Source organism: Shewanella sp. VK101 (assembly GCF_056497865.1).
The window spans coordinates 2,752,131-2,773,692 of record NZ_CM151402.1; the positions used below are offsets into that span (position 1 = coordinate 2,752,131).

Here is a 21,562-nt window from a genome sequence, read left to right on the forward strand (position 1 = left end):
AGGGGGAGATTTATGATTACGGCCACAGAATCACGAAATATAAAGATCTACAATCACGAAACTTCGCGGTTTATTTGAAATATCAATGGAAAAACACTTTTATTACGAGTGTACCAGGCGGCTCTGTAGTAGCCTGCAGTTGGAAACCTCGCTTAAACACTACTTCGACTATGTACGTGACTCAGTGCCACTAGATGGCCTGTTCATTAATATTTATCGAAAAGAATTCAATGATATACAATTTATCGCCCAGGCCAGCGAAACGCAGGCAAGCACGCTTGATGTCCAGGTTTCCCTCCCTGAGGGACTGGCCAAAACGCTGGAAGATCCCGATAGGCCGAGGGTGAGGATTGTTAACGACATTGATCATGATCCCGTGACATCCCAGGTTGCCCCCAAGGTGATCCCCGGGATCCGCTCGCTGATCATTTTACGTATGTCGATGGAAGATACCCATTTGGGCATAGTAGGCTTTTACTCCAAGAGTGCCGGCACCTTCCGCCCCCGACACGCAGATATGTTGGCGCCGCAGATGAGTACCTTTGCCCTGATCACTGCCCTCAACCTCAGAGGCCGTAATCTGCTGCTGGAAAATCAGGCGCTGGCCAAACAAAACGTTAGCCTCAAACGCACGCTGGATGTGCAAAACGGTGTGGTCGGTGCCAACTCGGGGCTGAAACAGGTGATGCAACAAGTGCAATCCATTGCTCATCTCAACACCACAGTACTGATGCTGGGGGAAACCGGTTGCGGAAAAGAGGTGATTGCCAACGCCATTCATGAACTCTCGGCCAGGGCCGGCAAACCCTTTGTCAAAGTCAACTGCGGCGCCATTCCCGAGACCCTTATCGACTCAGAGCTGTTCGGCTATGAGAAAGGCGCCTTTACCGGCGCCGAATCGCGCAAGGCCGGTTATTTTGAACAGGCCAACGGCGGCACCATCTTCCTCGATGAGATTGGTGAACTGCCACTCTCGGCTCAAGTGAGACTACTGCGGGTACTGCAAAACAGCACCATTACCCGAGTCGGTGGCCATGAACAGGTACACCTGAACATCAGAGTGATAGCGGCAACCCACAGGCACCTGCAAGCCATGGTGCATCAGGGGGATTTTCGTGAGGATCTCTGGTATCGGCTGGCGGTATTCCCGATAGACATCCCCTCTTTACGCCAGCGGCGCACAGATATCCCTCTGTTGGTGCAGCATTTTATTGAACAGCTGAGCGCCCGATTCCAGTTGATCAAACTGCCCTGTATCCGCCCTGAGCAGTTGGCCATTCTCAGTCAGTACAATTGGCCCGGCAATGTCAGGGAGCTGATCAATGTGCTGGAGCGGGCCATCATTCAAAACCCGGCCGGACCACTGGACTTCAGTTTCCTGGCGCCGCAAACCGAAGCCGTGGCCACCGCCAGCGGCCAGACCATAGTGGTCGACCCCAGCCATGCGGGCAATCAACTGGTACCGCTGGAAACCATGACCCGTAAATACATAGAGCACGCCCTTAAAGTGACCGGCGGCAAGCTCTACGGCCCCGGCGGCGCTGCCGAGCTGTTGGATATCAACCCCAATACTTTGCGCAGCAAGATGAAAAAACTGGGGATCGTTTAGAAACAGGACATAGCAAACGACTCTGGACAGGAGCAAGCTCATTCCGACGGGGAAAAATAACATAAAAGGCCGAAAGTCATCACTTTCGGCCTTTTTATTGCACCTTGCTGCCGTTGCATCTTGTCGCATCGACGGGCTTGAAAGCGCATATACCAGTGGCGTTAAAAAGCGTAGCGCAGCGAGAAGCTGTACTCAAGGCCATCGTTGGGAGCAGTGCCCCAACTCTTGTAGTGCGTCAGTTGCAGCTTGAGACTCAAGTCTTGTGCCAATGGGCCGGAAACAGCGGCAAACAATTGATGACCATAATCGTCGTCATAACCAAAGACAGCCGCATGCTCGCGGTCACGCCCAAAAGCCGCAGTATAATCCAGGTTTAATTTCCAGCCCTTGGGGAGCACTGGCAAATCGTAATAACTGTTGCCATTGAGCACCACGCCGGATAATCCTGAGTAATCTTTATCGGTCAGATTGGACTGACTCACAGTATAATGCCCCGCCAATCCCAGGTTGAAACGCAGCGCGCCGCAGTCAAAATGCTGCTTCAAGCCGAGATAAAAATTGCCCTCGGTCAGGTGCTTATGGGTGCCGAGAAAGTTTTGCAGCCACAGGGCGGTACGCTCTTCGTTGAGCCGATAATGCCAAACCGTCAATGACTTGAAGGCGACCCGTTTATCCGCTACCCATTTACCGGGGTTTTCCACCTTGAGCATCTGATAAAAAGTGTTGCGCTCGTCACGACTGAAATGACTGAGCGCCGCAAAGCTTTGGTTGAAAGCTCCGGGATTATCGTCACGGGTAGCACTCGTAAAGCCCAGATATCCGGCTTCTATTTGAGTCGATGCGCCGGCATCAGTCATGCCAAAACCGCCAAGCAAGGTAACGGCCAACCCGATTATTTTACTATTGAGTTTCATCTTTTCCTTGTTCAATCAGAGTCTCCTTCACACCCTGGACTCATGTCCTTGATGGCATCTAGTTTCCCTTGTCCTATGCAATGGATAAGCTCGTGAATAAAAAAAAGGCCACCCTAAGGTGGCCTGTGCAGGGAAATACAGGGAGCCCCTTAGAAGAAGTAACGGATACCTACCGCATAGTTGTTGTCCTGCAGATCTTCCCAGGACTTGTCATCCATGCTGCTGAAGTCAATCTTGGCTTCGGCATACATCACAGTGTCACGGCTGTAACGGTAGTGCAGACCCAGAACCGCAAACTGGCGGGTCCAATCGCCTTGGATGGCGGTGTTGGCATCTGTGTCCAGATCCTGATAGCTCAGCAACAGAGAAGGAACAAAGCCGTTGTCATACTGGTAAGCAAGGATGAATTCGCCGCCGGTGGAATCGTACAGGCTGCCGCCAACCAGTTCGTTTTGCTTGCTCTTGTGAGCGTTGAAGCCCACGTACAAACCATCGGCGTCACGGCCTGGAGCATACTGGTAGAAGCTGCCGTACTGGGCACCGATACCGACGATCTGGTTGGTATCATCAACGGCAACACCGGCCAGGTTGCCTTCAAAGTCGCCACGGTTGAAACCGGCCAGAACCTTGAACTTATCGGTCACATAGTAAGTCACGCTGGCACCATAGCTGGAGTCAAAGCTCAGCTCAGAGCCATCGTTCAGAGCGGCGCCGTTTTCGTCAAACAGGGCAACATCGTCATTTTGCTTGGAAGCATACTGCAGGGCGATATGCAGCTTGCCGAAGAAGGTATTGCGATACTGGAAGGCTGCATCGGCACGACCGGCACCGGTCAGGCCACCGTCACCAAAGGTGTAGGCACCTACAGACCAACCAGTGAAGGCATTGAGCACGTCGGTAGTGTAAGCCACATCATAGTATGCACCCCACTGCTTACCGAAAGTCAGAGTACCCCACTTATCGTGAGCCATACCCACATAACCCAAGCGGTTGAACAAGAAGTCACTGTTCTTCTCGGCACGCATCTGACCGCCGCCCTGGCCTTGGGTGTAGATCAGGCCGTCATCGCTGGTCACCATGTTGATGCCCCACTCTGTGTGGGCAAAGGCGCGCCAACCGTTACGCTCCTGACGGTCAAAACGGAAACCTACGCGAGAGAAGTTATCAATAACAGAGGTTTCATGACCATCATTGAAGGCGGCAAAACCCAACCAACCTATCATGTTCACACTGTTGGTCTGATCGTTATACAGTTCCACAGCCTGAGAAGCGCCACTCGCCAGCATAGCCGGGATCATAAGTGCCAGGATCTTCTTGTTCATATTCATTACCCTTTTATAAGTAAAATGCGTTTAATACGCTGATTTATTAGACATATTTCTATGTGTTACTCGAGGGATGCAGTTTGCGTGCCAGCTGTTAAAAAGCCAATCCCAACCCCTGGTTTCCTGAGCTGGATCGACAAATCGTGAAATATCGTGGTTGGCGGGCGTTAAATGCCGTGAGAAGAATTAAATATCGTTGTAACAAGCGAGCAGTTTATGCAGCAAAAGAGATGCATGCGTATCGGCAAGAGCAGAGTTTACTGCCACACAGGAAAGAGTAACGGTTTGATTTTTATACGGTTAAAGCTGACTCGGTTCGAATCATCACGAATGCTTGATGTAACAAGAGTTGATAAAGAAGGGGGATAAAACAAAGGCAAAACCGCCGAGAATAGAAAATGAAATTGCTTTATTAAGATATTGATTTTATGAAACTTTAAATATATTCGGGCAAGATTTGCAACCCAAGCCAACTCTATTGCATTATGGAACAGTCAACCGCTGACACCTGGAGGGAATATGGAAAGCCTGCAACATCTGCCCGCCGAAATACTGCTGGGCATAGTCAATGAGAAACTGAGACTGCACTGCCCGGACAGAGATGCACTTTATTACGAACTTGACCTGTCACCTGCCCAGCTCGAGCATAAGCTCAGTGCACTGGGATACGAGTACCATGCCCTGTCCAACCAATACCGACGCTTGAATTAACCCCAAGTTCTCAGGACGTTGCGGACTGGGCTTTGGTTTTGCTCTTGGTCGCTGAGCGATAGCTGCGCTTGCCGGTTCCGGTCTTAACGCCAGTGCTCTTCTTGGTGCTTGTGCCCTTGGGGGCACCGGCCTTGCCGGCATAAGCGCCACTGCGACGTTTACGTCCTTTGAAGCCTGTACTTTTCACGCCACTCAAGGCCGTAGGCAGTTGTGCCTTGGCCTGCTCAATAAGCTCGCCCAGTTTAGCCATCAAGGGTTGCATAAAGGCCTGATATTTAAGCTCACGGTGACAAATCGCATCCAGGCTACTTTCCCACAGCGCCGTCATATCCGGCGTGGTGGCCACTTCAGGCAGGCTTTGAATAAGCCCGCTGCCAGCCTCGGTAGCCAAAATACTCTTGCCCTGACGTTTCAAAAAGCCACGTTTAAACAAGAGTTCAATGATCCCGGCGCGGGTCGCTTCTGTGCCCAGACCATCGGTTTCCTTGAGAATTTTGCGGATCTCTGGGTCTTTCACATAGCGGCTTATTCCTGTCATCGCCGCCAGCAGTGTGGCATCGGTAAAATGCTTGGGGGCCTGGGTCATCTTTTCCACTAATTCACCTTTAAGGCAATCCAGTATCTGCCCTTGAGTCAACTCAGGTAAGCTGGTTTGAATATCTTCCGCTTCATCGTCGGCTTTTTGTTTGCCAAACAATTGCTTCCAACCCTGTTTCAATGGCTGTTTGGCCTTGGCCACGAAACAACCTCCAACAATGTCGATCACGGCGCGGGTTTCAAGGTACTCATAATTAGGGTAAAACTGCGCCAAATACTGACGGGCGATCTGCAAATACACCTGACGCTCACGCTGTGATAAAACCCCGAGGTTAGCCGTCTTTTCCGTAGGCACTATCGCGTGATGGGCGTCCACTTTGGCATCATTCCAGGCCTTGGACTTAAGGGCGGGATTGGGCGCTTCACAGCCTTGCAGCAGCTCTGCCGCCCCTTGGGTAATGGCATTCAAGACTGCCGGGGCCAGCTGTAACTGCGCCTTGGGCAGGTGACGGCTATCGGAGCGCGGATAGGTTATCAATTTATGCCGTTCGTACAGGGACTGCGCCGTATCCAGCACCTCTTTGGCGCTCATACCGAAGCGTTTGGCGCAATCAATCTGCAGCGCTGACAGACTGTAGAGCAAAGGCGGTGCCTGGTGTCTTTGCTTGCGCTCCAGCTCGTCAACCCGGCCGGGTTGGCCGGTGATCCTGCCGACCACATTCATCGCCAAACCGCGGGAGAGCACCCGCCCCTCCTCGTCCATCCAAGGTTGACAGGCCTCACTGGGCTGCCAGCGGGCGTTGAAACAGCTCCCCTCTTGGGTGCTAAGATGGGCCAGTACTTCATAAAAAGGTTTGGGCACAAAGGCAGCGATTTCCAGATCGCGCCGGACAACCAAACCAAGCACAGGGGTTTGCACCCGACCGACCGACAGCACGCCCTGATAGCCCACCTTGCGCCCCTGCAGGGTATAGGCACGGGTCATATTCATGCCGTAGAGCCAATCGGCTCGGCTACGCGCCAGTGCCGAAGTCGACAATGGCACAAACTCGCGGTTGCTGCGCATCTGCCCCAGGGCGCGTTTTACCGCCTGCGGGTTGAGATCGCTTATCAACAAGCGTTTAACCGCTGCCAACTTATCGCCCTTGACCCCAAGATGGGCAATCACTTCATCCACCAACAACTGCCCTTCCCGGTCCGGATCGCCGGCATTGACCAACTCACTGGCCTGCTTGATCAATTTACGCAAGACACTGAGTTGGCCGCGACTGCTGGCTTTGGGTTTAATCTGCCAATCGGACGGGACAATCGGCAGATGTTCCAACTGCCAGGACTTGTAGGCGGGATCGTAAGCATCCGGCTCAGCTTGCTCCAGCAGATGACCTATACACCAGGAAACACAATCACCGTTGCCAAGCTCGATATAGCCCTCATGTTTGCGATGGGGTTTGGGGAGCACCTCGGCGATGGCGCGCCCAAGGCTAGGCTTTTCGGCGATATAGAGGATCATCCACTGCGTCCTTTGACTGTCACTGAACAGTATTACTGGATAAAATTACAGTAATTCTAGCCAAGTCATCTGTCGGCTGCAAACCCTCTGTGGGTAATGGCATGATTAACTAAGCTTGATTGGGCAAAGTTGATAGAACAAGGCGATTGAACAAGGCAACTAAACAAAGCAACTAAACACAGCGCAGCTATCTATTTTCCTCCTCAAACTCCGCCAGGAATTCTTCACTTACCCAGTCAGCTGTTTCGGGAAGGACTTCTTCTGACAACCAGGAAAAAATATCCTTGTACACGGCCCTGGTCGGAAAACCTTGCTGTTCGCGCTTTCCTGTCCAGGTTAAATGGACAGAGACCAGCTCTTTTTGTATTTCGCCGTCAATCACTTTAAACCCGGCGACGCTGTCATTATCTTGCCGCCTGGCGATGGGATAGAAGTCCTCCCCGGTTTCTTTTTGGTACTCCATTCTCAGCCCGGGTCCGCCGGGTTCATCGATAAACCACCAAGGCATGAGTCCTGCAAATTTATGCGCTTTCAACCAGTAATACTCTATGGGTAACTGCATCTGCTTCATTCCTTATTGGCCCGACGCTCAGCCCCGGGGTAAAAGCAATTCACCTGGGGTGGCCATAGTGAAATCAATGGGTTATTTAAGTAAAATCATTCACTATTCAATTTGAAGTTAGGAGTATATCCGGATCATGTTGAAGTACATTGAGCAATTTCCCAAACGGATCTCTGATATAAAAGCGGCGCACACCCCAAGGCTCTGAGATTGGCCCGTATTCAATCTCTATGTTTTGCGCTCTCAGCCGATGAAGCACCAAATCAAGATTGTCCACCTCAATAGAGAGATCTGGCACCGGCGTCCCTGAGCCGCCTTCGGTTGCCAAACTGATTTGAATTTTCATCTCTTCAGCTGAGCCAAGGGTTTTAATCCAGCCATGGTCCATAACCAGCTCAAGACCAAAAATCGATTCATAAAATACTTGACCTGCGTCCAGGTCGGCAGCAGCCACATTGGCTACGATTCGTTTCACTTTCATCAAACAAGTCTCCTGAAATCTGCTCAAGCCGGCAACGCCGCCGATATGCAAGAGCGAGTCTGTTTTTTAGCCTAACCATTCGCAAGGCACCTGACCTTGCCGATAGCTTTGCTTTAAATAATCCAGAAACCTTGACTCCAAGCCCATGGTCCGAGCTTTCTCAATCAGCTCCAGGTCATCTGTGATATAACAGCATATCTCGTGACAATTGGTCGCTTCGGACAATTTTATAAACAACGCTTTGCTATCAAATTTGTTATCCAAGTGAGCATCAACCTCGCCTACTTGCTGATTTAAATGCACCCAAGCATTATCAAATGCCGCTTCATCCCTTTTATCCAGCAAGGCATCCAGCTCATCAGCGCGCTTTGAAAACAGATTTTCCAGTAACTTGTCCATAGTGTTGAATACAACCTTTCTCAGTATTTCCCTTTCTACCTTGCCGTAATCTATGCCCTATCAGCGGCTGAAATCAACCATGAAAGCCCGGTCGAGACTTTCCAGGCCAAGAGCAAACCCTTATTTTTCCGACAGTCAAAACCAAGTGTCCCAACTGCGGTCCCTCTTCAAAGCACTATTCGAAGATATCTTCACATACCCATGATTTAATTATGGAAATATTCATACCTCCATAAGCTCACTTTTCCATCACTCAGTGTAAATTCAATTGCGAACCATTCTTGTTTGCAATTAAAATGCAACATCTTTCAGGAGGCCAAATAATATGGAAACGTCCCCGCTGTTGTTGCGCTGTAACCAACTGCTTTGGTGTGAGGGATTGGTCTTGCTGGCAATCATGCTGGTATTGGCCAGTTTTGGGCTGGATGCCCGGCTGTTGATCCTGCTGTTGGCACCAGGCTTGGTGCTGTCTTTAGCCTTGGGATACCAACCCGGCAAGAAGACGCTCAGCCTGGTGTTTGCCTGCTGGGTCCCTGTCTGGTGCCTCATTTAACCCCTTGAGTTGTTTAGGAGAATGTTATGCCCAAATCCATGGTTCGGATGAGCCTTGTCGCTGCTGCTGTCAGCAGTCAATTGCTGCTGATGGGGGCCGCCATGGCCGAAGAAGCTCAGATGGAGCGCATGGTGGTCAGCGCCAACCGTACCCCTACCCAGATAAGCGAGCTCTCCAGCACGGTTTGGCTAATCGATGAAAACAGCATTCGCGAGCAGATAGACAGCGGCAAAGGCGTGAAAGAGATGTTGGCCGCCCTGGTTCCCTCCATGGACGTATCCAGCCAGGGCCGGACCAACTTTGGTCAGAACATGCGCGGCCGCGCCATGGTGGTGCTGATAGACGGCGTATCCATGAACACCTCCAGAGGGATCAGCCGCCAGTTGGACAGCATAGATCCCTTTAACATCGCCCGCATTGAAGTCTTGGCCGGCGCCTCAGCCCTCTATGGCGGCGGTGCTTTGGGCGGCGCTATCAATATAGTGACCAAAAAAGCCGCCGACAGCCTGGATACCTTTGAAGCCGAAGCAGGTTTCAAATCGGGTTTTAACGGCAGTGATGACTTGGATTACCGCGCCGCCTTTGCCGTGGCCGGAGGCAGCGATACCCTCAAGGGACGTTTCAGTGCCGCCTGGCAGGAAAATGGCCAGTGGTTCGACGGCAGCGGCAATCAGGTGATGCCGGATATCACCCAAACCGGCATGCAGTACACCCAAGGTTATGATCTGATGGCCAATCTGGACTGGAGCCTGCCAAACAATGCCACCCTCAGTGCCATGGTGCAGTTTTACAATAATGAGTCCGATGGCGACCACGGCCTCTATATGGGGGAAAACTTCAGCGGCGTTACCTCAGATGCTTCCCTGCTCGAAAGCCGCAAGGGGTTGAATGCCGATCGCAGCCCCAAAACCGATCGTACCTTACTGAACCTCAACTATACCCAGGCGGACTTTCTCGGCCAAACCTTGTACCTGCAAGGCTTTTATCGCAAGGAAGATCTCGACTTTCACCCCTTCCCTTACGTCAGTGAAACCCTCGGGGTTTACAACTTCTCGGCCTCGTCACAAAACACCGGCATATATGGCCTGAAAGCCGTGTTGGAATCCAAGCCCAGCGACAGCCTCAAACTCACCTGGGGCATCGACTGGGACAAGGAGAGCTTCGACTCGGATCAGATGAGTTTTGATCTCGACGCCGCCAACCAGAGTGGCGGTTTGACCATGAAGGAGCTGTTCACCACAGGCCGATATGTCGACTTCAGTGTCGAGTCCATCGCAGCCTTCCTGCAGGGCAGCTGGGATATCAACGACTATCTGGTGCTCAACGCAGGTTATCGTTATCAGCAGATGGACAACAACGTCGATGACTTTATCGGCTATAACCAACAGGTGGCGATTGCCCAGGGTAAGGCGCCGGGCGCCGATGCTATCAAGGGCGGCAGCACAGACTACCATGTCGGCCTGGTTAACCTGGGATTGGTGGCTAAATTGAGCCGGGATCAGCAACTGTGGCTCGCCTACTCGCAGGGTTTTGAGCTGCCGGATCTGTCCAAATACTATGGTCGCGGCAGCTATCAGGCCGATGCCGATGGTTATCTGCAGCTGACCAACAGCATTAATATCAATGATTCCCGCCTCGATGGCATCAAGACCGACTCCTTTGAGCTGGGCTGGCGCTATCTGGCCGACCGTTGGCAGGCCCAGGCCAGTCTGTATTACGCCATCTCGGATAAGGTGATTGAGGTCAATCGCAGCGATCTGACCATAGAAGTCAAGGACAACGATAAACGCACCTATGGCCTGGAAGCCCAACTGAACTTCGATATCAGCAGCGCCTGGCAGGTGGGCAGCAACCTGCATCTGGTTCGCAGTGAAATCAAAAATGGCGCCGACTGGATTGATGAGACAGTCACCTATGCTTCACCTTCCAAGGCCACGGCCTTTATCGCCTGGCGCGGTGACAGCCAACAGTTAAGATTGCAGGCCGAGCACAGCTTCAGCGCCGACTCTGACTATCGCTTCAAGGCAAATGATGGCCAGAGAAGTGAGTTAGGCAGCTATACCACTTTGGATCTGCTCGGCTCCATCGAACTGCCGGTCGGCACCCTGAGCTATGGCATAGAAAACCTGCTTGACAAGGACTACAGCACCCTTTGGGGCCAGCGAGCCGCTTACTTCTACAGCCCAACTTACGGCCCGGAGAAGATGTTTGACTATCACGGCCGTGGCCGCACTTTTGCCATCAATTACCACCTGAGCTGGTAAATAACCTCAAAAGCGTCGCCCCTGCGACGCTTTTTCTCTTTTGCGCTTGTCAGCTCATCTGGGATCCCGTAGTTTGTGGCGGCCATTTTATTTACAGGGAAGTGTCATGCTACTTTTAATCGCGGCGATTATGATTGTCCTGCTGCGTCGTCTGCTCAAGGCCGATGAGCCCTTTCTGGGCTATGAATGGCTCGCGATTGTCACCTTGGCTATTTATCTGCTCTGTTACTTCTACCTGCCGCCATTTGCACCGGCAAGCAACCAGAGAATGGGGTTACTGTACGAGATGATCCCAAGCTTCAGCCTGGGCGCTATCCTCTTTCCCGAACTGGGTTCACGCTACCCGGAAAAAGTGGTTTGTGTTTTGGGTGGTCTTGGACTGCTGACCTCTGCTGTGATATTGGCAATATTCAAACTGAGCGTTTGGTAGGTCGGCCCGGGGATTAAACCGGAACCTCTGGTTGAATGGCTGGGGAAACAGAAAGTAACGGAGAAAATGTGAGCGACGGCTTAGGGCGTTTGCAGTGCCTCGCTCACCTTGGCCAAAATGAAACCGGCTCTCTTCGCAACCGACCATCTGGGCACTTCAATTAACTCATAACCGAAAGCCTTATAGGCTTTTTTCATCTCATGATAAGTCGCCACCGCTTCACTGAAGTCCTGCTTACGTTCTATATCATTGGCATAAATGGCTTGCCAGGGCGGAAAAATGAATACCCTGGGGTGATAAACAAGCTCACGGCAATGACTCAGCAAACTCTCGGGAATCGTTAAGTTCTCAAGCAGGCTATAACCGTAGGAATCCAGCATACTGCGGTCAAAGAAGATAATGCCGTCATCGCCGCTGAAAGCTTGATAACGCGCCAGCTCTTCATCAACCATGGCATCACGAAAAGCGCTCTTGTCATCCCAGGGCAGCGCCCTTCCAGCTTGCGCCAGCTGAGCCTTTATCACCTTACGGCCGACTTCCGGCGCACTCGGATAACCCAGGCTTTGCAAAAAGTCGATGACAGACGTCTTGCCTGAACCCGGCCCACCGGTAAATACAATGCGATTATGCAATCAAACCTCTCTTTGCTCATCAACGGCAAACTGACTTTAAGCAGATTGAGATAGCACTAATAGTAAACAACCGCCCTGTGGCGGCTGTCTGGCGGGGGAAAACAACTCAAGATCCGATACAAGCGCGAATTCTGTCGGCTATGGTGTGCAGCTCATCCATATCCCCCTGATGGGCCGCGTGCTCCATCAGGCCTTTAAGCGGGCCGGGCAGCACATGGAAATGTACATGGGGCACACTCTGACCGGCGGCGCTGCCGTTGTGCTGGAACACAGTGGAGCCCGGGATCCCCATGGCCTTTTCCACTGCCTTGCCCATCAGTTTGACGGTACGCATGCAGGCCGCCGCCGCTTCATCAGACAACTGATACAGGGTCACTGCCGGCTCTTTGGGCAACACCAATAAGTGGCCCTTGGTTTGCGGCATGATATCCATGAAAGACAGAGTATGCTCGTCTTCATAGAGTTTGATACAGGGCAACTCGCCGCGAAGAATACGGGCGAAAATATTGTTGTTGTCGTAATTCAGATCCATCTTGTCACTCCATACTGACGAACCGATTGGCTTGGAAGCTATTGGTGTACCACAAAAAAGGGCCGGTTGCACCGACCCTTTGGTATTGAAGCTTAGCCGAAGTAACTGTCGTCGAAGGCCATGATGGATTCACTGGCCGCGGCGATTTGACGCCGATAGCCACTGGCGCTGCTGACATAGTAGTCCATAAAGAAACCCGCCGAGGCCAGTTTGCCGGCATAGAAACCGTCGGCATCATCTGCCAGCCCATCGAGCGCCAGCTCGGCCATCCGCGCCCAGATCCACGCCAGCGCAGCTGTGCCAAACAGCTGCATATAAGGCATTGAGGCCGCACCCAGGTTGTCGGGATTCTTCATCGCCAACTCCATCAGGCTCTGAGTACCACGCTGCAGATCCATTGCCGCCTGGCCCAAACCTTCGAGCACTTTGGCAAACCGGGGATCTTGAGCGGCCTTGGGTTTGGCACCTTCGATAAAGGCCTCCACCTCTGCGGCCCAGAGTTTCAGCGCCGCGCCCTTGTCCCCCATCAGCTTGCGTCCCACCAGGTCCAGGGCCTGCACGCCATTGGTACCTTCATAAATCATCGCGATACGGGCATCACGGACAAACTGCTCCATCCCCCACTCATGGATATAACCATGGCCGCCAAACACCTGCTGGGCATCGACACAGGCGCTGAAGCCTCTATCTGTGATAAAGCCCTTGACCACAGGGGTAAACAACGCCGCCAACGCCTTGGCTCTGGCCTTTTGCTCGGCATCCTGATGCCGCTCGGCTTCATCGAGCCACAGCGCCTGCTGGCCGATAAGGGCGCGGGCGCCCTCATTGAAGACTTTTTGCGACAACAGCATCCGCCGCACATCACCGTGCACCAGAATAGGATCGGCATTTTGCTCCGGCGCCTTGGTGCCGGACAGTGCCCTTCCCTGAACCCGCTCTCTGGCGTAGGCCAGCGCGTTCTGATAAGCGATTTCAGAGACGCCCAGCCCCTGAACCCCAACGCCCATGCGCGCCTGATTCATCATGGTGAACATGGCTCTGAGGCCTTGATGGGGTTCGCCCACCAGCTCGCCTTTGGCGCCATCGAACAGCATCACACAAGTGGAATTGCCGTGAATGCCCATCTTATGCTCGAGGCCGCTGGCCTTGACATTGTTGGCCTCGCCCAGGCTGCCATCTTCCTTGACCCAGTATTTGGGCACGGCGAACAAACTGATCCCCTTCACCCCGGCCGGTGCATCCGGCAACCTGGCCAAGACCAGGTGCACTATGTTTTCGGCCAGATCGTGATCGCCACTGGAGATAAAGATTTTCTCACCGCTGACAAGATAGCAACCGTCAGTGCTGGGCTCGGCCTTGGTGCGCAGCAGCGCCAGATCGGTACCGGCATGGGATTCGGTCAGATTCATGGTGCCGGTCCACTCGCCGCTCACCAGTTTGGGTAGATATTTGGCCTTGAGCGCCTCGGAGCCATGGGCAAAAATGGCACTGTAAGCACCGTGGGTCAGCCCGGGATACATGGCAAAGGCCATGTTGGAGGAGGTCTGCATTTCGGTGGCAAAAATACCCACAACTTCCGGCAAGCCCTGACCACCGAACTCAGGATCACAGGTCAGCGTTGGCCAGCCGTTGTCCACATACTGGCGATAGGCATCGATAAAGCCCTCGGCGGTTTTCACCCCGTCGGCTTCCAGTCGACAGCCCTGCAGATCGCCGACACTATTAAGCGGCAGCATCACCCCAGTGCTGAAATCGGCCATACCTTCGAGAATGGCATTGACCAACTCAGGGTCAATTTCATCGAACCCCTGCAGCTTTGGCTGCTGATAAATATCCAGTAACTGTTCAAGAATAAAGCGGTAATCCCGCATCGGCGGCTGATAACTTGCCATATGCTTATTTCCTTTTCCCTGTGATTGATGTCTCACCTTAGCCAATTCTGAGTAAAAACTCAGCACCTCTGACCAGTTTTATATCACTTTTTTTGAATACAAGAACAGCGCTCTGCGTAAATTCGCTTGAACAGCCCCTTATCTCGGGCTGTAAAACTTTGTAAGCTAGGGGCATTATCCTGTTCGCCCGCTAAAGGAATCCTGCATGGCCAGCGTCAACACCCGCAAACACCCCAATGGTCTGGACTATATCGAAATCGATACTCCACTCTGCTACGGCCGTATTTTTTTACAGGGTGCCCAGATAGACAGCTTTGTGCCCAAGGGCAAGGCGCCGCTGCTGTGGGTTTCTCCTGCCGATGACTATCTGCCGGGCAGTGGTATTCGCGGCGGTATTCCCGTCTGCTGGCCCTGGTTTGGCATGCATGCCAATGAGAGCTGGCCCCAGCATGGCTTTGCCCGTACCCGGCTGTGGCAACTTGAGCGAACTCATATCAGCAATGAACGGGTAGAGCTGAGCTTTACCCTTAAACTCAGCGACGAGGACAAAGGTTACTGGCCCCACGATACCGAGGTGCGGCTGGACTTTGTCCTCAGCGACAGCCTCAGAGTCAGCCTGATTAACCGCAACCTCGGAGAGCAAAGCGTGACGCTGACCCAGGCGCTGCACACTTATTTCCCCATCGGCGATATCCACCAGCTGCGCGCCACAGGCTTTGCCGGCAGCCAATATATCGAGTTTGGTGAAGGCCTATATGCACAAGTCGAGGACGAAGTGCGCTTTGAGCGCGAGACCGACCGGGTTTACACCGGCTTGTCCGAGCTGCAAAAGCTGCATACCCCCAACGGCACGATTCTTGTCAGACGTGAGCAGAGCCACTCGGCAGTACTTTGGAATCCCTGGATAGACAAGTCCAAGCGGCTGGCCCGTTTCCAAGAGCAGGATTACCTGTCCATGGTCTGCCTGGAAGCCGCCAATGTGCTGGAAGATAAACTGGTGCTCGGCCCCAAACAGAGTCACACTCTGACCACAGAAATCCGCTGGCAGGAGTGAGCGGCCAAGGCCGGGAAACACCAATGAGGTATCGACTCCCAAGCAAGAAACGCCTGACGGTATGGGCTGTTGGCCTGTTGCTTCTGCTGGTGCTGCTTCCGGGTGCCCTGCTGATGGGGCTGGCTTGGTCCCTGTATGAAAGGCCGCAGTGGCTGCTGCCGCATATTAATCAATATCTGGCTGCGCAAGATATTCGTATCGACGAGTTGCGCCTGGCGCCTGAAGGCTGGGACAGACTGAGCTTCGATTATCTCAAGCTTGATTACCAGGGCAGCGAGCTTGAGTTTCATCAACTCAGGCTTCAGCTCAAATCGCCTGTCAGCGCAAAACGGATTTGGCAATTGCTGGCAGGCGAAGCATCGACGCCGCCCCCTGGCTCCACCGACTGGTTGATGGCGCAACTTCAAAAAGTCAGCTATCAAGACGCCGGTTTTAGTTTGACGCCTGAGCTACTCTTGCCCGGCGGTGATGATGGCGGTCAGAGCCTGGCGCTGGACTTGAACTCTGTGCCCGAAATAGCCCTGGGGCCGACCCGAATAAGCCTGCAACCCGAGGCGGGCGTATCCGATACGCCCAATACGTCGCTGACCTTGAATAAGGCAGGTAATACCCCAAGCTTTACTCTGATGCTGCAAAAGTTGCAGCTCAGCCCTTCCGGGCAACTGGTTACTGAGCTGGCCACCCGGTTACAAGGAGTGCAACAAGAGACTCACTCAGGAACTCAAACAAGACAAGAGACGCCCCTGCTGGCATTAACCGCCGACTTGAAAGCCAAACTCGCCAACGGTGCCCCCGCCTGGCGATTGACCAGTCAACTGCATCTCAAAGCGCTGCAACAGGCGCTGGCAAGTGTTGAGCAGGACCCGGCCGCAGCGCCCCTCATCAGCGCCTTTAAGCTTGATGAAATAGTGAATGCCGAGCTAATGCCGAGCCTTGGCGGAGATCTCTTCTCGCAACTGACTCTGGATTTAACCCAAGGCAACATAGACTCGCGCCATTGCTGGTCAACGCCGACTATTGCCATGCCAGGACTCGAGCAAGTGGCGCTTAAGATAACGCCGCTGCCTCTGGAAGCTAAGGCACACAATTCATTGACCGATAGCCCTCTGTGCCCAAGTTCCAACGCTGCTGCCAGTTTCAGTGCCAAGGCTGAGGCTGAGGTTAAGGATAGTGATGGCGCGGGGTTGCGCTTTCGCTTTTCGGGCTCCACCAGCGAGCAGATTTTTGAGCTGGCGCCGCTGAGACTTACGCTTTCAACCACTCCGGCTCAGCGCCAAGCGCTGCTTGCCTTGCTCGCAGCAACATCCACATCCGCACAAACATCAGCAACCCAGGCCGCGGAACTCGAATCGCAATTGGCGCAGCTGCAGCAAGTCTTGGCGCAAGAGCCAGCTGAAAAAAAACAAGTAAAACCCCTTATCGCCGCAATTGAGCTGGCGCTTGATCAGGGCCTCGACGCCGAATTCAAACCCACCAAGGTCACTGATACAAAGAACAATGCGGCAACGGGCAATGAGACATCCATGCGGGTATCGCTGCCGAGTCTGACAGTGCGGCCGTTACTGCCCGCCCTGATGACAGAGAAGCAGCAAGCGTCGTTCGGTACGCCAATTAATCAGCCAAGTGCTGCGAAACTGAGCCCGGCAGCGCTCAGTAGTGGCGAGCGGCCGAGTTTGCTGCTGACCCTTGAAAACCTGCAATTGCAACTGCCAAAGGCCACAGGAGCACAGCAAGACACTTCTGTTTCTTTGCCGCAAAGCGCCAAACCTCAAGGGTTAAATTCACCGGGCTTTGGCTTATCAAGCTCTGACTTCTCAAGCTCTGGTTTATCAGGCTCTGGTTTATCAAGCTCTGGCTCATCAGGCTCAAGCTCACCAAACTCCTCAAACTCAAAGCCCTCGTCGGCCGAGCAGCGACTCGAACTGGCGCTGCAACAGGCCATTCAAGGCCTGCAACTCAGCCTTGAGCAGTTGCCACTGGAACAAGCAAGCACAGGCTGGCGCCTTGAAGCCTCCCTGCCGAGCGGTTTTCGTTGGCAGTCGGCTGCAACTGAATTGCAACTCAATCAGGGCGCCTCAATGGCACTTAGCGGTAAGCTGGCACTGAAGTCGACAAGCGAAGGGCAACAACTGGACTTCAGCCTCGCCGCCAACCCCGGGTTCAGCACAGGCGCCATTCAAGCCGGTATAGAGGATAAAAGTATCCAACTCTCGGGCTTTAAGTTGTCACTGCTGGCCCCTCTCAGTGGCAGCTTCAACCAAGGCAAACTTAAGCTGTCTTTGCCCGCGGTCAGCAGCCAGTTGGGTGAATTGCAGGCTAAAAGCGGACCGCTGGCACTGTCGATTGCCCAAACCTCGCTCCTGAGCCCCGGGCTCAGTCGAACCCTGGATGCCAACCAAAATCAAAAACGGCACTTGCCACTCTTGAGCCAACTCTTGGATGAGCGTTTTGCCAGTCGTTTGAATCTGGCCTTCGATGGGCTCAACTTAAGCCAAACCCGGCATACCAAGCTCGGACCTCGCACCGAAACCCTGCTCAATCTGGGCTATGGCAGCTTCAGCCAGACCATTGACTGGCAGGATAACCGTCTTATCAGTGAAGAAAACTGGCAACTGGATAATATCCCGCTTCACAGCCGCCACGACTTTATGCCCATCTGGCCCAAGCGGGCCAAAGATCCGCTTGGCTATCGCTTGAACAGTCGCTGGACCCTGGATACGGATCTCGCGGATATCAAGGCGCTGGCGGCCAAGAACCTGCCCTTGCCTCCTGAGTTGGTACTCAGGGGCGAGACCCATATGATTGCCGACCTCAAGCTCGAAGGGCTTGGACGAGCGCTGCAATTGCAACTGGATTTCAACCCGCTGCTGTCGGATCTCTCTGGCAGTATCAGTCAGTTACCATTTGATGGCGCCAACCTGTCGGCATTGTGCCGTTTGACACTGGCCAAGGAAGCCAAGGCGCCGGCAGAGGCCGAACTCAACTGTCAGCAGCTCAAGGCTTCGGTACAGGCCTTCAACCCCGGAGTGCTGTTGACCAACCTGGGTTTAGAAGGCCAGCTCAGCCTGACCCCTGAACTCGACAGCAACCAAAGCACTCAAGCCAAGCTGTTGCCCGGGTTTCGGGATGCCGATATTCAGGTGCGCGGCCAAGGCGAGTTACTCAAGGGACAAATGCTGCTGCCCAGCTTCCGCTTGCGGCTCAACGCGCCATCCAATGCCTATTTGGTGTTGCAGGGCCTGAGCCTGGAAGAACTGTTGGCCATCCAGCCTCAGGAAGGCATCTACGCCGACGGTATTTTCGATGGTGTATTGCCGGTATTTATTACCGACGGCCAGGTGTCGGTCAAAGGCGGCCGCCTGGCGGCCCGTGCCCCAGGCGGACTTATCAAGGTCGGCAATAATCCGGCTGTAGCTCAAATGCGTGCTGGGCAACCCTATCTGGACTTTGCCTTTTCTACCCTCGAACACTTGCAATATTCTACCCTGGCCAGCACTTACGATATGGCACCGGATGGTGAGGCCTGGCTCAAGGTTGAAGTAAAAGGTAAGGCCGAGGGGATTGAACGCCCTATCCACTTGAACTACTCTCATGAGGAGAACATGCTGCAGCTCCTCAGGAGTCTGACCATAGGTGACAAGCTTCAAACCCAAATTGAAGCTTCCATGCAGTGAGGACACAAAAGGACATGAATGTGAAACAGATTAAATTTCTGCTGCCGCTGGCTACAGCCTTGCTGCTGGCGTCGGGTTGTACCCCAACGGTCAAGATTGAGCCACCGGATAAGCCAATCGTTATCAACCTGAATGTGAAAATCGAACATGAAATTCGCATTAAGGTCGATAAAGAGTTGGATCAGCTGCTGACCAATGATGAACTCTTCTAAGGTGCCAGAATTCGCGAAAGGAAAACACAGATGAAAACCAAGTTGATGACCCTGACTGCCGCCCTGTTGATGAGTTTCTGCGTCTTTGCCATAGGTTTGCAGGACGCCAAGAGCCAAGGGTTGGTGGGTGAACAGCAAAACGGCTATTTGGGCGTGGTCAAATCCAGCGCCGAGGTGACGGCACTGGTTAAGGATATCAATGCCAAACGCCGGGCACATTATGAAAAAATCGCCCGTCAAAACGGGATTTCCGTGGATGATGTCGCCAAACTCGCTGGCGCCAAGGCGATTGCTGCCGCCGACAAAGGCCATATAGTGCAGGATACTTCCGGCAAGTGGGTTCGTAAATAACCCGTTCCCCCCCTTAATAAGGACTGGCTCGATGCTGGTCCTTTTTTATCGCTTTAACCCTTATCAAAATATTCCCCGGCCCTGACATAAGCGCAGCCCGCTTGTGTCGCTTCAAAGGTGCCCCCACCCTTCAATTTCCGCATGGCATAGCCCCATAACAAGTTTTCATGAGCGTGGCAGCACAGACGGGTCGTAAAATCGCATTTGCTGAATTATTTCTGAACTATGACTGCAGCACTATCTTTCGTCGCTTGCCACTATCCACAGGAGTCAAGATGCCACTGGCTATTCTTGCGTTAACTCTCGCCAGTTTCGCCATCGGAACCAGCGAATTTATCATTATGGGTTTAATGCCCGAAGTCGCCGGGTCACTCAATGTCAGCTTGCCTCAGGCCGGCCTGTTGGTGACCTTCTACGCCCTTGGCGTAGTATTCGGTGGCCCTGTACTGGCGATGGCTACTGCCCGGATCCCCCGCAAGCGCACCCTACTCGGGCTTATGTTACTGTTTATTGGCGGTAACCTTTGCTGCGCCTTGGCCGATGGCTATGAAACCTTGATGCTGGCTCGCGTACTGAGCGCTTTATGTCATGGCACGTTTTTTGGTTTGGCTTCCATAGTGGCTGCCGATTTGTCCCGGCCGGAAAAACGGACCCAAGCCATTGCGTTGGTCTTTATGGGCGTTACCCTGGCCAATATCCTGGGAGTGCCCCTGGGTACAGCCATAGGTCAGGCACTGGGTTGGCGCAGCGCCTTTTGGGGAGTTGCCGCAATAGGATTGTTGGCACTCGTTGCATTGTGGTTTTACCTGCCGGCCAATCTGGTTCAGCAAAAGGTAAGGTTTAAAGATGAACTCAAGGTACTAAAGAACCGCAAAGTCCTCAGCGGCCTGGCCTTATCCGTGGTGGCCAACGCCAGCCTCTTCAGTGTTTTCACTTATATTGCCCCAACCTTGGGACAAGTTAGCGGCGCCTCTCCCAAGGAGATCACTTTGGTACTGTTTGCCTTGGGGTTGGGATTGTCTCTTTGCAGTTTGCTTGGCGGCTTTCTCGGCGACAGAAAACTCCTGCCCTCGCTCACATTCCTGAGTCTGGCGTTGATTGGCATTCTAACCCTGTTGCATTTTTGCCTCGGCAGCTTGCTGTTAACCGTGCCGCTGCTGATGCTGTGGTCAGTTGTCGGCTTTGCGCTTTGCCCCATGCTGCAGATGTTAGTGGTCAAGAGTGCCGCCAAGGCGCCTTTGTTAGCGTCAACCTTTAACCAAAGTGCCTTTAATCTGGGGAATGCCTTCGGTGCCTGGATTGCCGGGACTCTGCTGGCATTGGGCACAGGACTGAAAGAGCTTCCGTTGGCCGGGGCCTTGCTGGCGCTGATGGCTTTGCTCCTCGCCATGAGTCTGGGTTGGCGCCGCGAACCACAGGCAGCCAACACTTGATGTCGATTGCCCCTTTGGTTAACCTCACGGCACAGACTGCAGCCCCAAAGGAAGGACCCTATGGCTGAATCCCCCGCACAGATCATGCTTGAAGACGCAGAAACGCTCCACACCCGCCAGGCGGTATGGAGCGCACTGTCGGACTTGTTTCTTGATACAGATGTCGCCCTGCACTACCCCGGCATCACCCGAGTATGTGCACTTTCACCCTATTCCCTGCCGGAACTGGAGCATATTCTGTACCGCGAAGTTGCCCCTGTGTGTGGCCCCAATCTATTCGATGTCTGTGGCGAATGGGCCGGTTTCGATGAGCAGTGGCTCAAGGAGAGTATTATGTTGCAGTTCACTACTCCTCCCGGTCTTTGGCAAAGATTGAAGCAGCGCCTGGCACAAAGAATGTTCGCCCGTTACCTGACGCCTCATTGGCAACTCTTGTCGCTGCAGATCCAAAGCCGGCGCAATAACACACTCGCTGACAAGCTTTGAA

20 protein-coding genes are annotated in these 21,562 nt (G+C 53.4%); 11 read left to right on the top strand and 9 right to left on the bottom strand.

The genetic code is table 11. The annotated features are described in order from the left end of the window. Positions 1–85 precede the first annotated feature (85 nt). Positions 86–1,609 (top strand): sigma-54-dependent Fis family transcriptional regulator, encoded by a 1,524-nt coding sequence (locus tag ACSHSR_RS12385; protein ID WP_025010506.1) that lies wholly within the window; start codon positions 86–88, stop codon positions 1,607–1,609. A 161-nt stretch (positions 1,610–1,770) separates the two neighbouring features. On the opposite strand, the gene ACSHSR_RS12390 is transcribed toward ACSHSR_RS12385, so the two are convergent. Both ACSHSR_RS12390 and ACSHSR_RS12395 read right to left on the bottom strand, forming a co-directional pair. Further along, complete coding sequence (locus tag ACSHSR_RS12390; protein WP_479630797.1) at positions 1,771–2,538, bottom strand: nucleoside-specific channel-forming Tsx family protein; 768 nt, start codon at positions 2,536–2,538, stop codon at positions 1,771–1,773. 134 nt (positions 2,539–2,672) lie between these two features. Then, on the bottom strand, positions 2,673–3,845 hold the full coding sequence (locus ACSHSR_RS12395) for a porin (protein WP_025010504.1): 1,173 nt from the start codon (positions 3,843–3,845) through the stop codon (positions 2,673–2,675). A 522-nt stretch (positions 3,846–4,367) separates the two neighbouring features. Here ACSHSR_RS12395 and ACSHSR_RS12400 point away from each other — a divergent pair. Then, the gene (locus ACSHSR_RS12400) at positions 4,368–4,559 is read left to right on the top strand and encodes a DUF4250 domain-containing protein (RefSeq protein WP_144437497.1); all 192 of its coding nucleotides are present in this window, start codon (positions 4,368–4,370) and stop codon (positions 4,557–4,559) included. Between the two features lie 10 nt (positions 4,560–4,569). Here ACSHSR_RS12400 and ACSHSR_RS12405 read toward each other — a convergent pair whose 3' ends face one another. The 4 genes from ACSHSR_RS12405 to ACSHSR_RS12420 form a co-directional block, all read right to left on the bottom strand. After that, on the bottom strand, positions 4,570–6,606 hold the full coding sequence (locus ACSHSR_RS12405; RefSeq protein WP_144437496.1) for a DNA topoisomerase III: 2,037 nt from the start codon (positions 6,604–6,606) through the stop codon (positions 4,570–4,572). Between the two features lie 187 nt (positions 6,607–6,793). Next, positions 6,794–7,168 carry a hypothetical protein gene (locus tag ACSHSR_RS12410; protein ID WP_115390490.1) on the bottom strand — a complete coding sequence of 125 codons (375 nt, stop codon included), beginning with the start codon at positions 7,166–7,168 and terminating at the stop codon, positions 6,794–6,796. Between the two features lie 106 nt (positions 7,169–7,274). Next, positions 7,275–7,649, bottom strand: a complete 375-nt coding sequence (locus ACSHSR_RS12415; RefSeq protein ID WP_025889506.1) for a VOC family protein — start codon at positions 7,647–7,649, stop codon at positions 7,275–7,277. Between the two features lie 66 nt (positions 7,650–7,715). After that, on the bottom strand, positions 7,716–8,048 hold the full coding sequence (locus ACSHSR_RS12420; protein ID WP_107004677.1) for a hypothetical protein: 333 nt from the start codon (positions 8,046–8,048) through the stop codon (positions 7,716–7,718). A gap of 325 nt (positions 8,049–8,373) precedes the next feature. On the opposite strand from ACSHSR_RS12420, the gene ACSHSR_RS12425 reads away from it, so the two are divergent. The 3 genes from ACSHSR_RS12425 to ACSHSR_RS12435 all read left to right on the top strand — a co-directional run bounded on the left by ACSHSR_RS12425 (position 8,374) and on the right by ACSHSR_RS12435 (position 11,295). Continuing rightward, the gene (locus tag ACSHSR_RS12425; RefSeq protein WP_025889504.1) at positions 8,374–8,601 is read left to right on the top strand and encodes a hypothetical protein; all 228 of its coding nucleotides are present in this window, start codon (positions 8,374–8,376) and stop codon (positions 8,599–8,601) included. Between the two features lie 26 nt (positions 8,602–8,627). Further along, entirely contained in the window at positions 8,628–10,865 is a 2,238-nt protein-coding gene (locus ACSHSR_RS12430) for a TonB-dependent receptor (protein WP_479630798.1), read from the top strand. A gap of 106 nt (positions 10,866–10,971) precedes the next feature. Then, entirely contained in the window at positions 10,972–11,295 is a 324-nt protein-coding gene (locus ACSHSR_RS12435) for a hypothetical protein (protein WP_144159410.1), read from the top strand. An 80-nt stretch (positions 11,296–11,375) separates the two neighbouring features. Here the strand turns inward: ACSHSR_RS12435 and ACSHSR_RS12440 are convergent, their stop codons facing one another. The 3 genes from ACSHSR_RS12440 to ACSHSR_RS12450 all read right to left on the bottom strand — a co-directional run bounded on the left by ACSHSR_RS12440 (position 11,376) and on the right by ACSHSR_RS12450 (position 14,351). After that, a complete protein-coding gene (locus tag ACSHSR_RS12440; protein ID WP_054743863.1) occupies positions 11,376–11,927 on the bottom strand; it encodes an AAA family ATPase in 552 nt (183 codons plus the stop codon). 106 nt (positions 11,928–12,033) lie between these two features. Then, complete coding sequence (locus ACSHSR_RS12445) at positions 12,034–12,459, bottom strand: HIT family protein (protein ID WP_174539799.1); 426 nt, start codon at positions 12,457–12,459, stop codon at positions 12,034–12,036. Between the two features lie 92 nt (positions 12,460–12,551). Continuing rightward, positions 12,552–14,351 carry an acyl-CoA dehydrogenase C-terminal domain-containing protein gene (locus tag ACSHSR_RS12450; protein ID WP_208194143.1) on the bottom strand — a complete coding sequence of 600 codons (1,800 nt, stop codon included), beginning with the start codon at positions 14,349–14,351 and terminating at the stop codon, positions 12,552–12,554. Positions 14,352–14,556: 205 nt separating this feature from the next. Between ACSHSR_RS12450 and ACSHSR_RS12455 the strand changes: the two genes are divergently transcribed. From ACSHSR_RS12455 to ACSHSR_RS12480, 6 genes are all read left to right on the top strand, one after another. Then, positions 14,557–15,405, top strand: coding sequence for a D-hexose-6-phosphate mutarotase (locus ACSHSR_RS12455; RefSeq protein ID WP_479630799.1), 849 nt, complete (start codon positions 14,557–14,559; stop codon positions 15,403–15,405). Between the two features lie 23 nt (positions 15,406–15,428). Continuing rightward, positions 15,429–19,079, top strand: a complete 3,651-nt coding sequence (locus tag ACSHSR_RS12460; RefSeq protein ID WP_479630800.1) for an intermembrane phospholipid transport YdbH family protein — start codon at positions 15,429–15,431, stop codon at positions 19,077–19,079. A gap of 29 nt (positions 19,080–19,108) precedes the next feature. Further along, entirely contained in the window at positions 19,109–19,291 is a 183-nt protein-coding gene (locus ACSHSR_RS12465; RefSeq protein ID WP_411394084.1) for a YnbE family lipoprotein, read from the top strand. A 30-nt stretch (positions 19,292–19,321) separates the two neighbouring features. Next, positions 19,322–19,642: a YdbL family probable chaperone protein gene (locus ACSHSR_RS12470; RefSeq protein WP_144134657.1), complete on the top strand. Its 321-nt coding sequence runs from the start codon at positions 19,322–19,324 to the stop codon at positions 19,640–19,642. Between the two features lie 275 nt (positions 19,643–19,917). Then, positions 19,918–21,075 (top strand): MFS transporter, encoded by a 1,158-nt coding sequence (locus tag ACSHSR_RS12475; RefSeq protein WP_479630801.1) that lies wholly within the window; start codon positions 19,918–19,920, stop codon positions 21,073–21,075. A 60-nt stretch (positions 21,076–21,135) separates the two neighbouring features. After that, complete coding sequence (locus tag ACSHSR_RS12480; RefSeq protein ID WP_025010491.1) at positions 21,136–21,561, top strand: DUF7079 family protein; 426 nt, start codon at positions 21,136–21,138, stop codon at positions 21,559–21,561. Position 21,562: the final 1 nt, after the last annotated feature.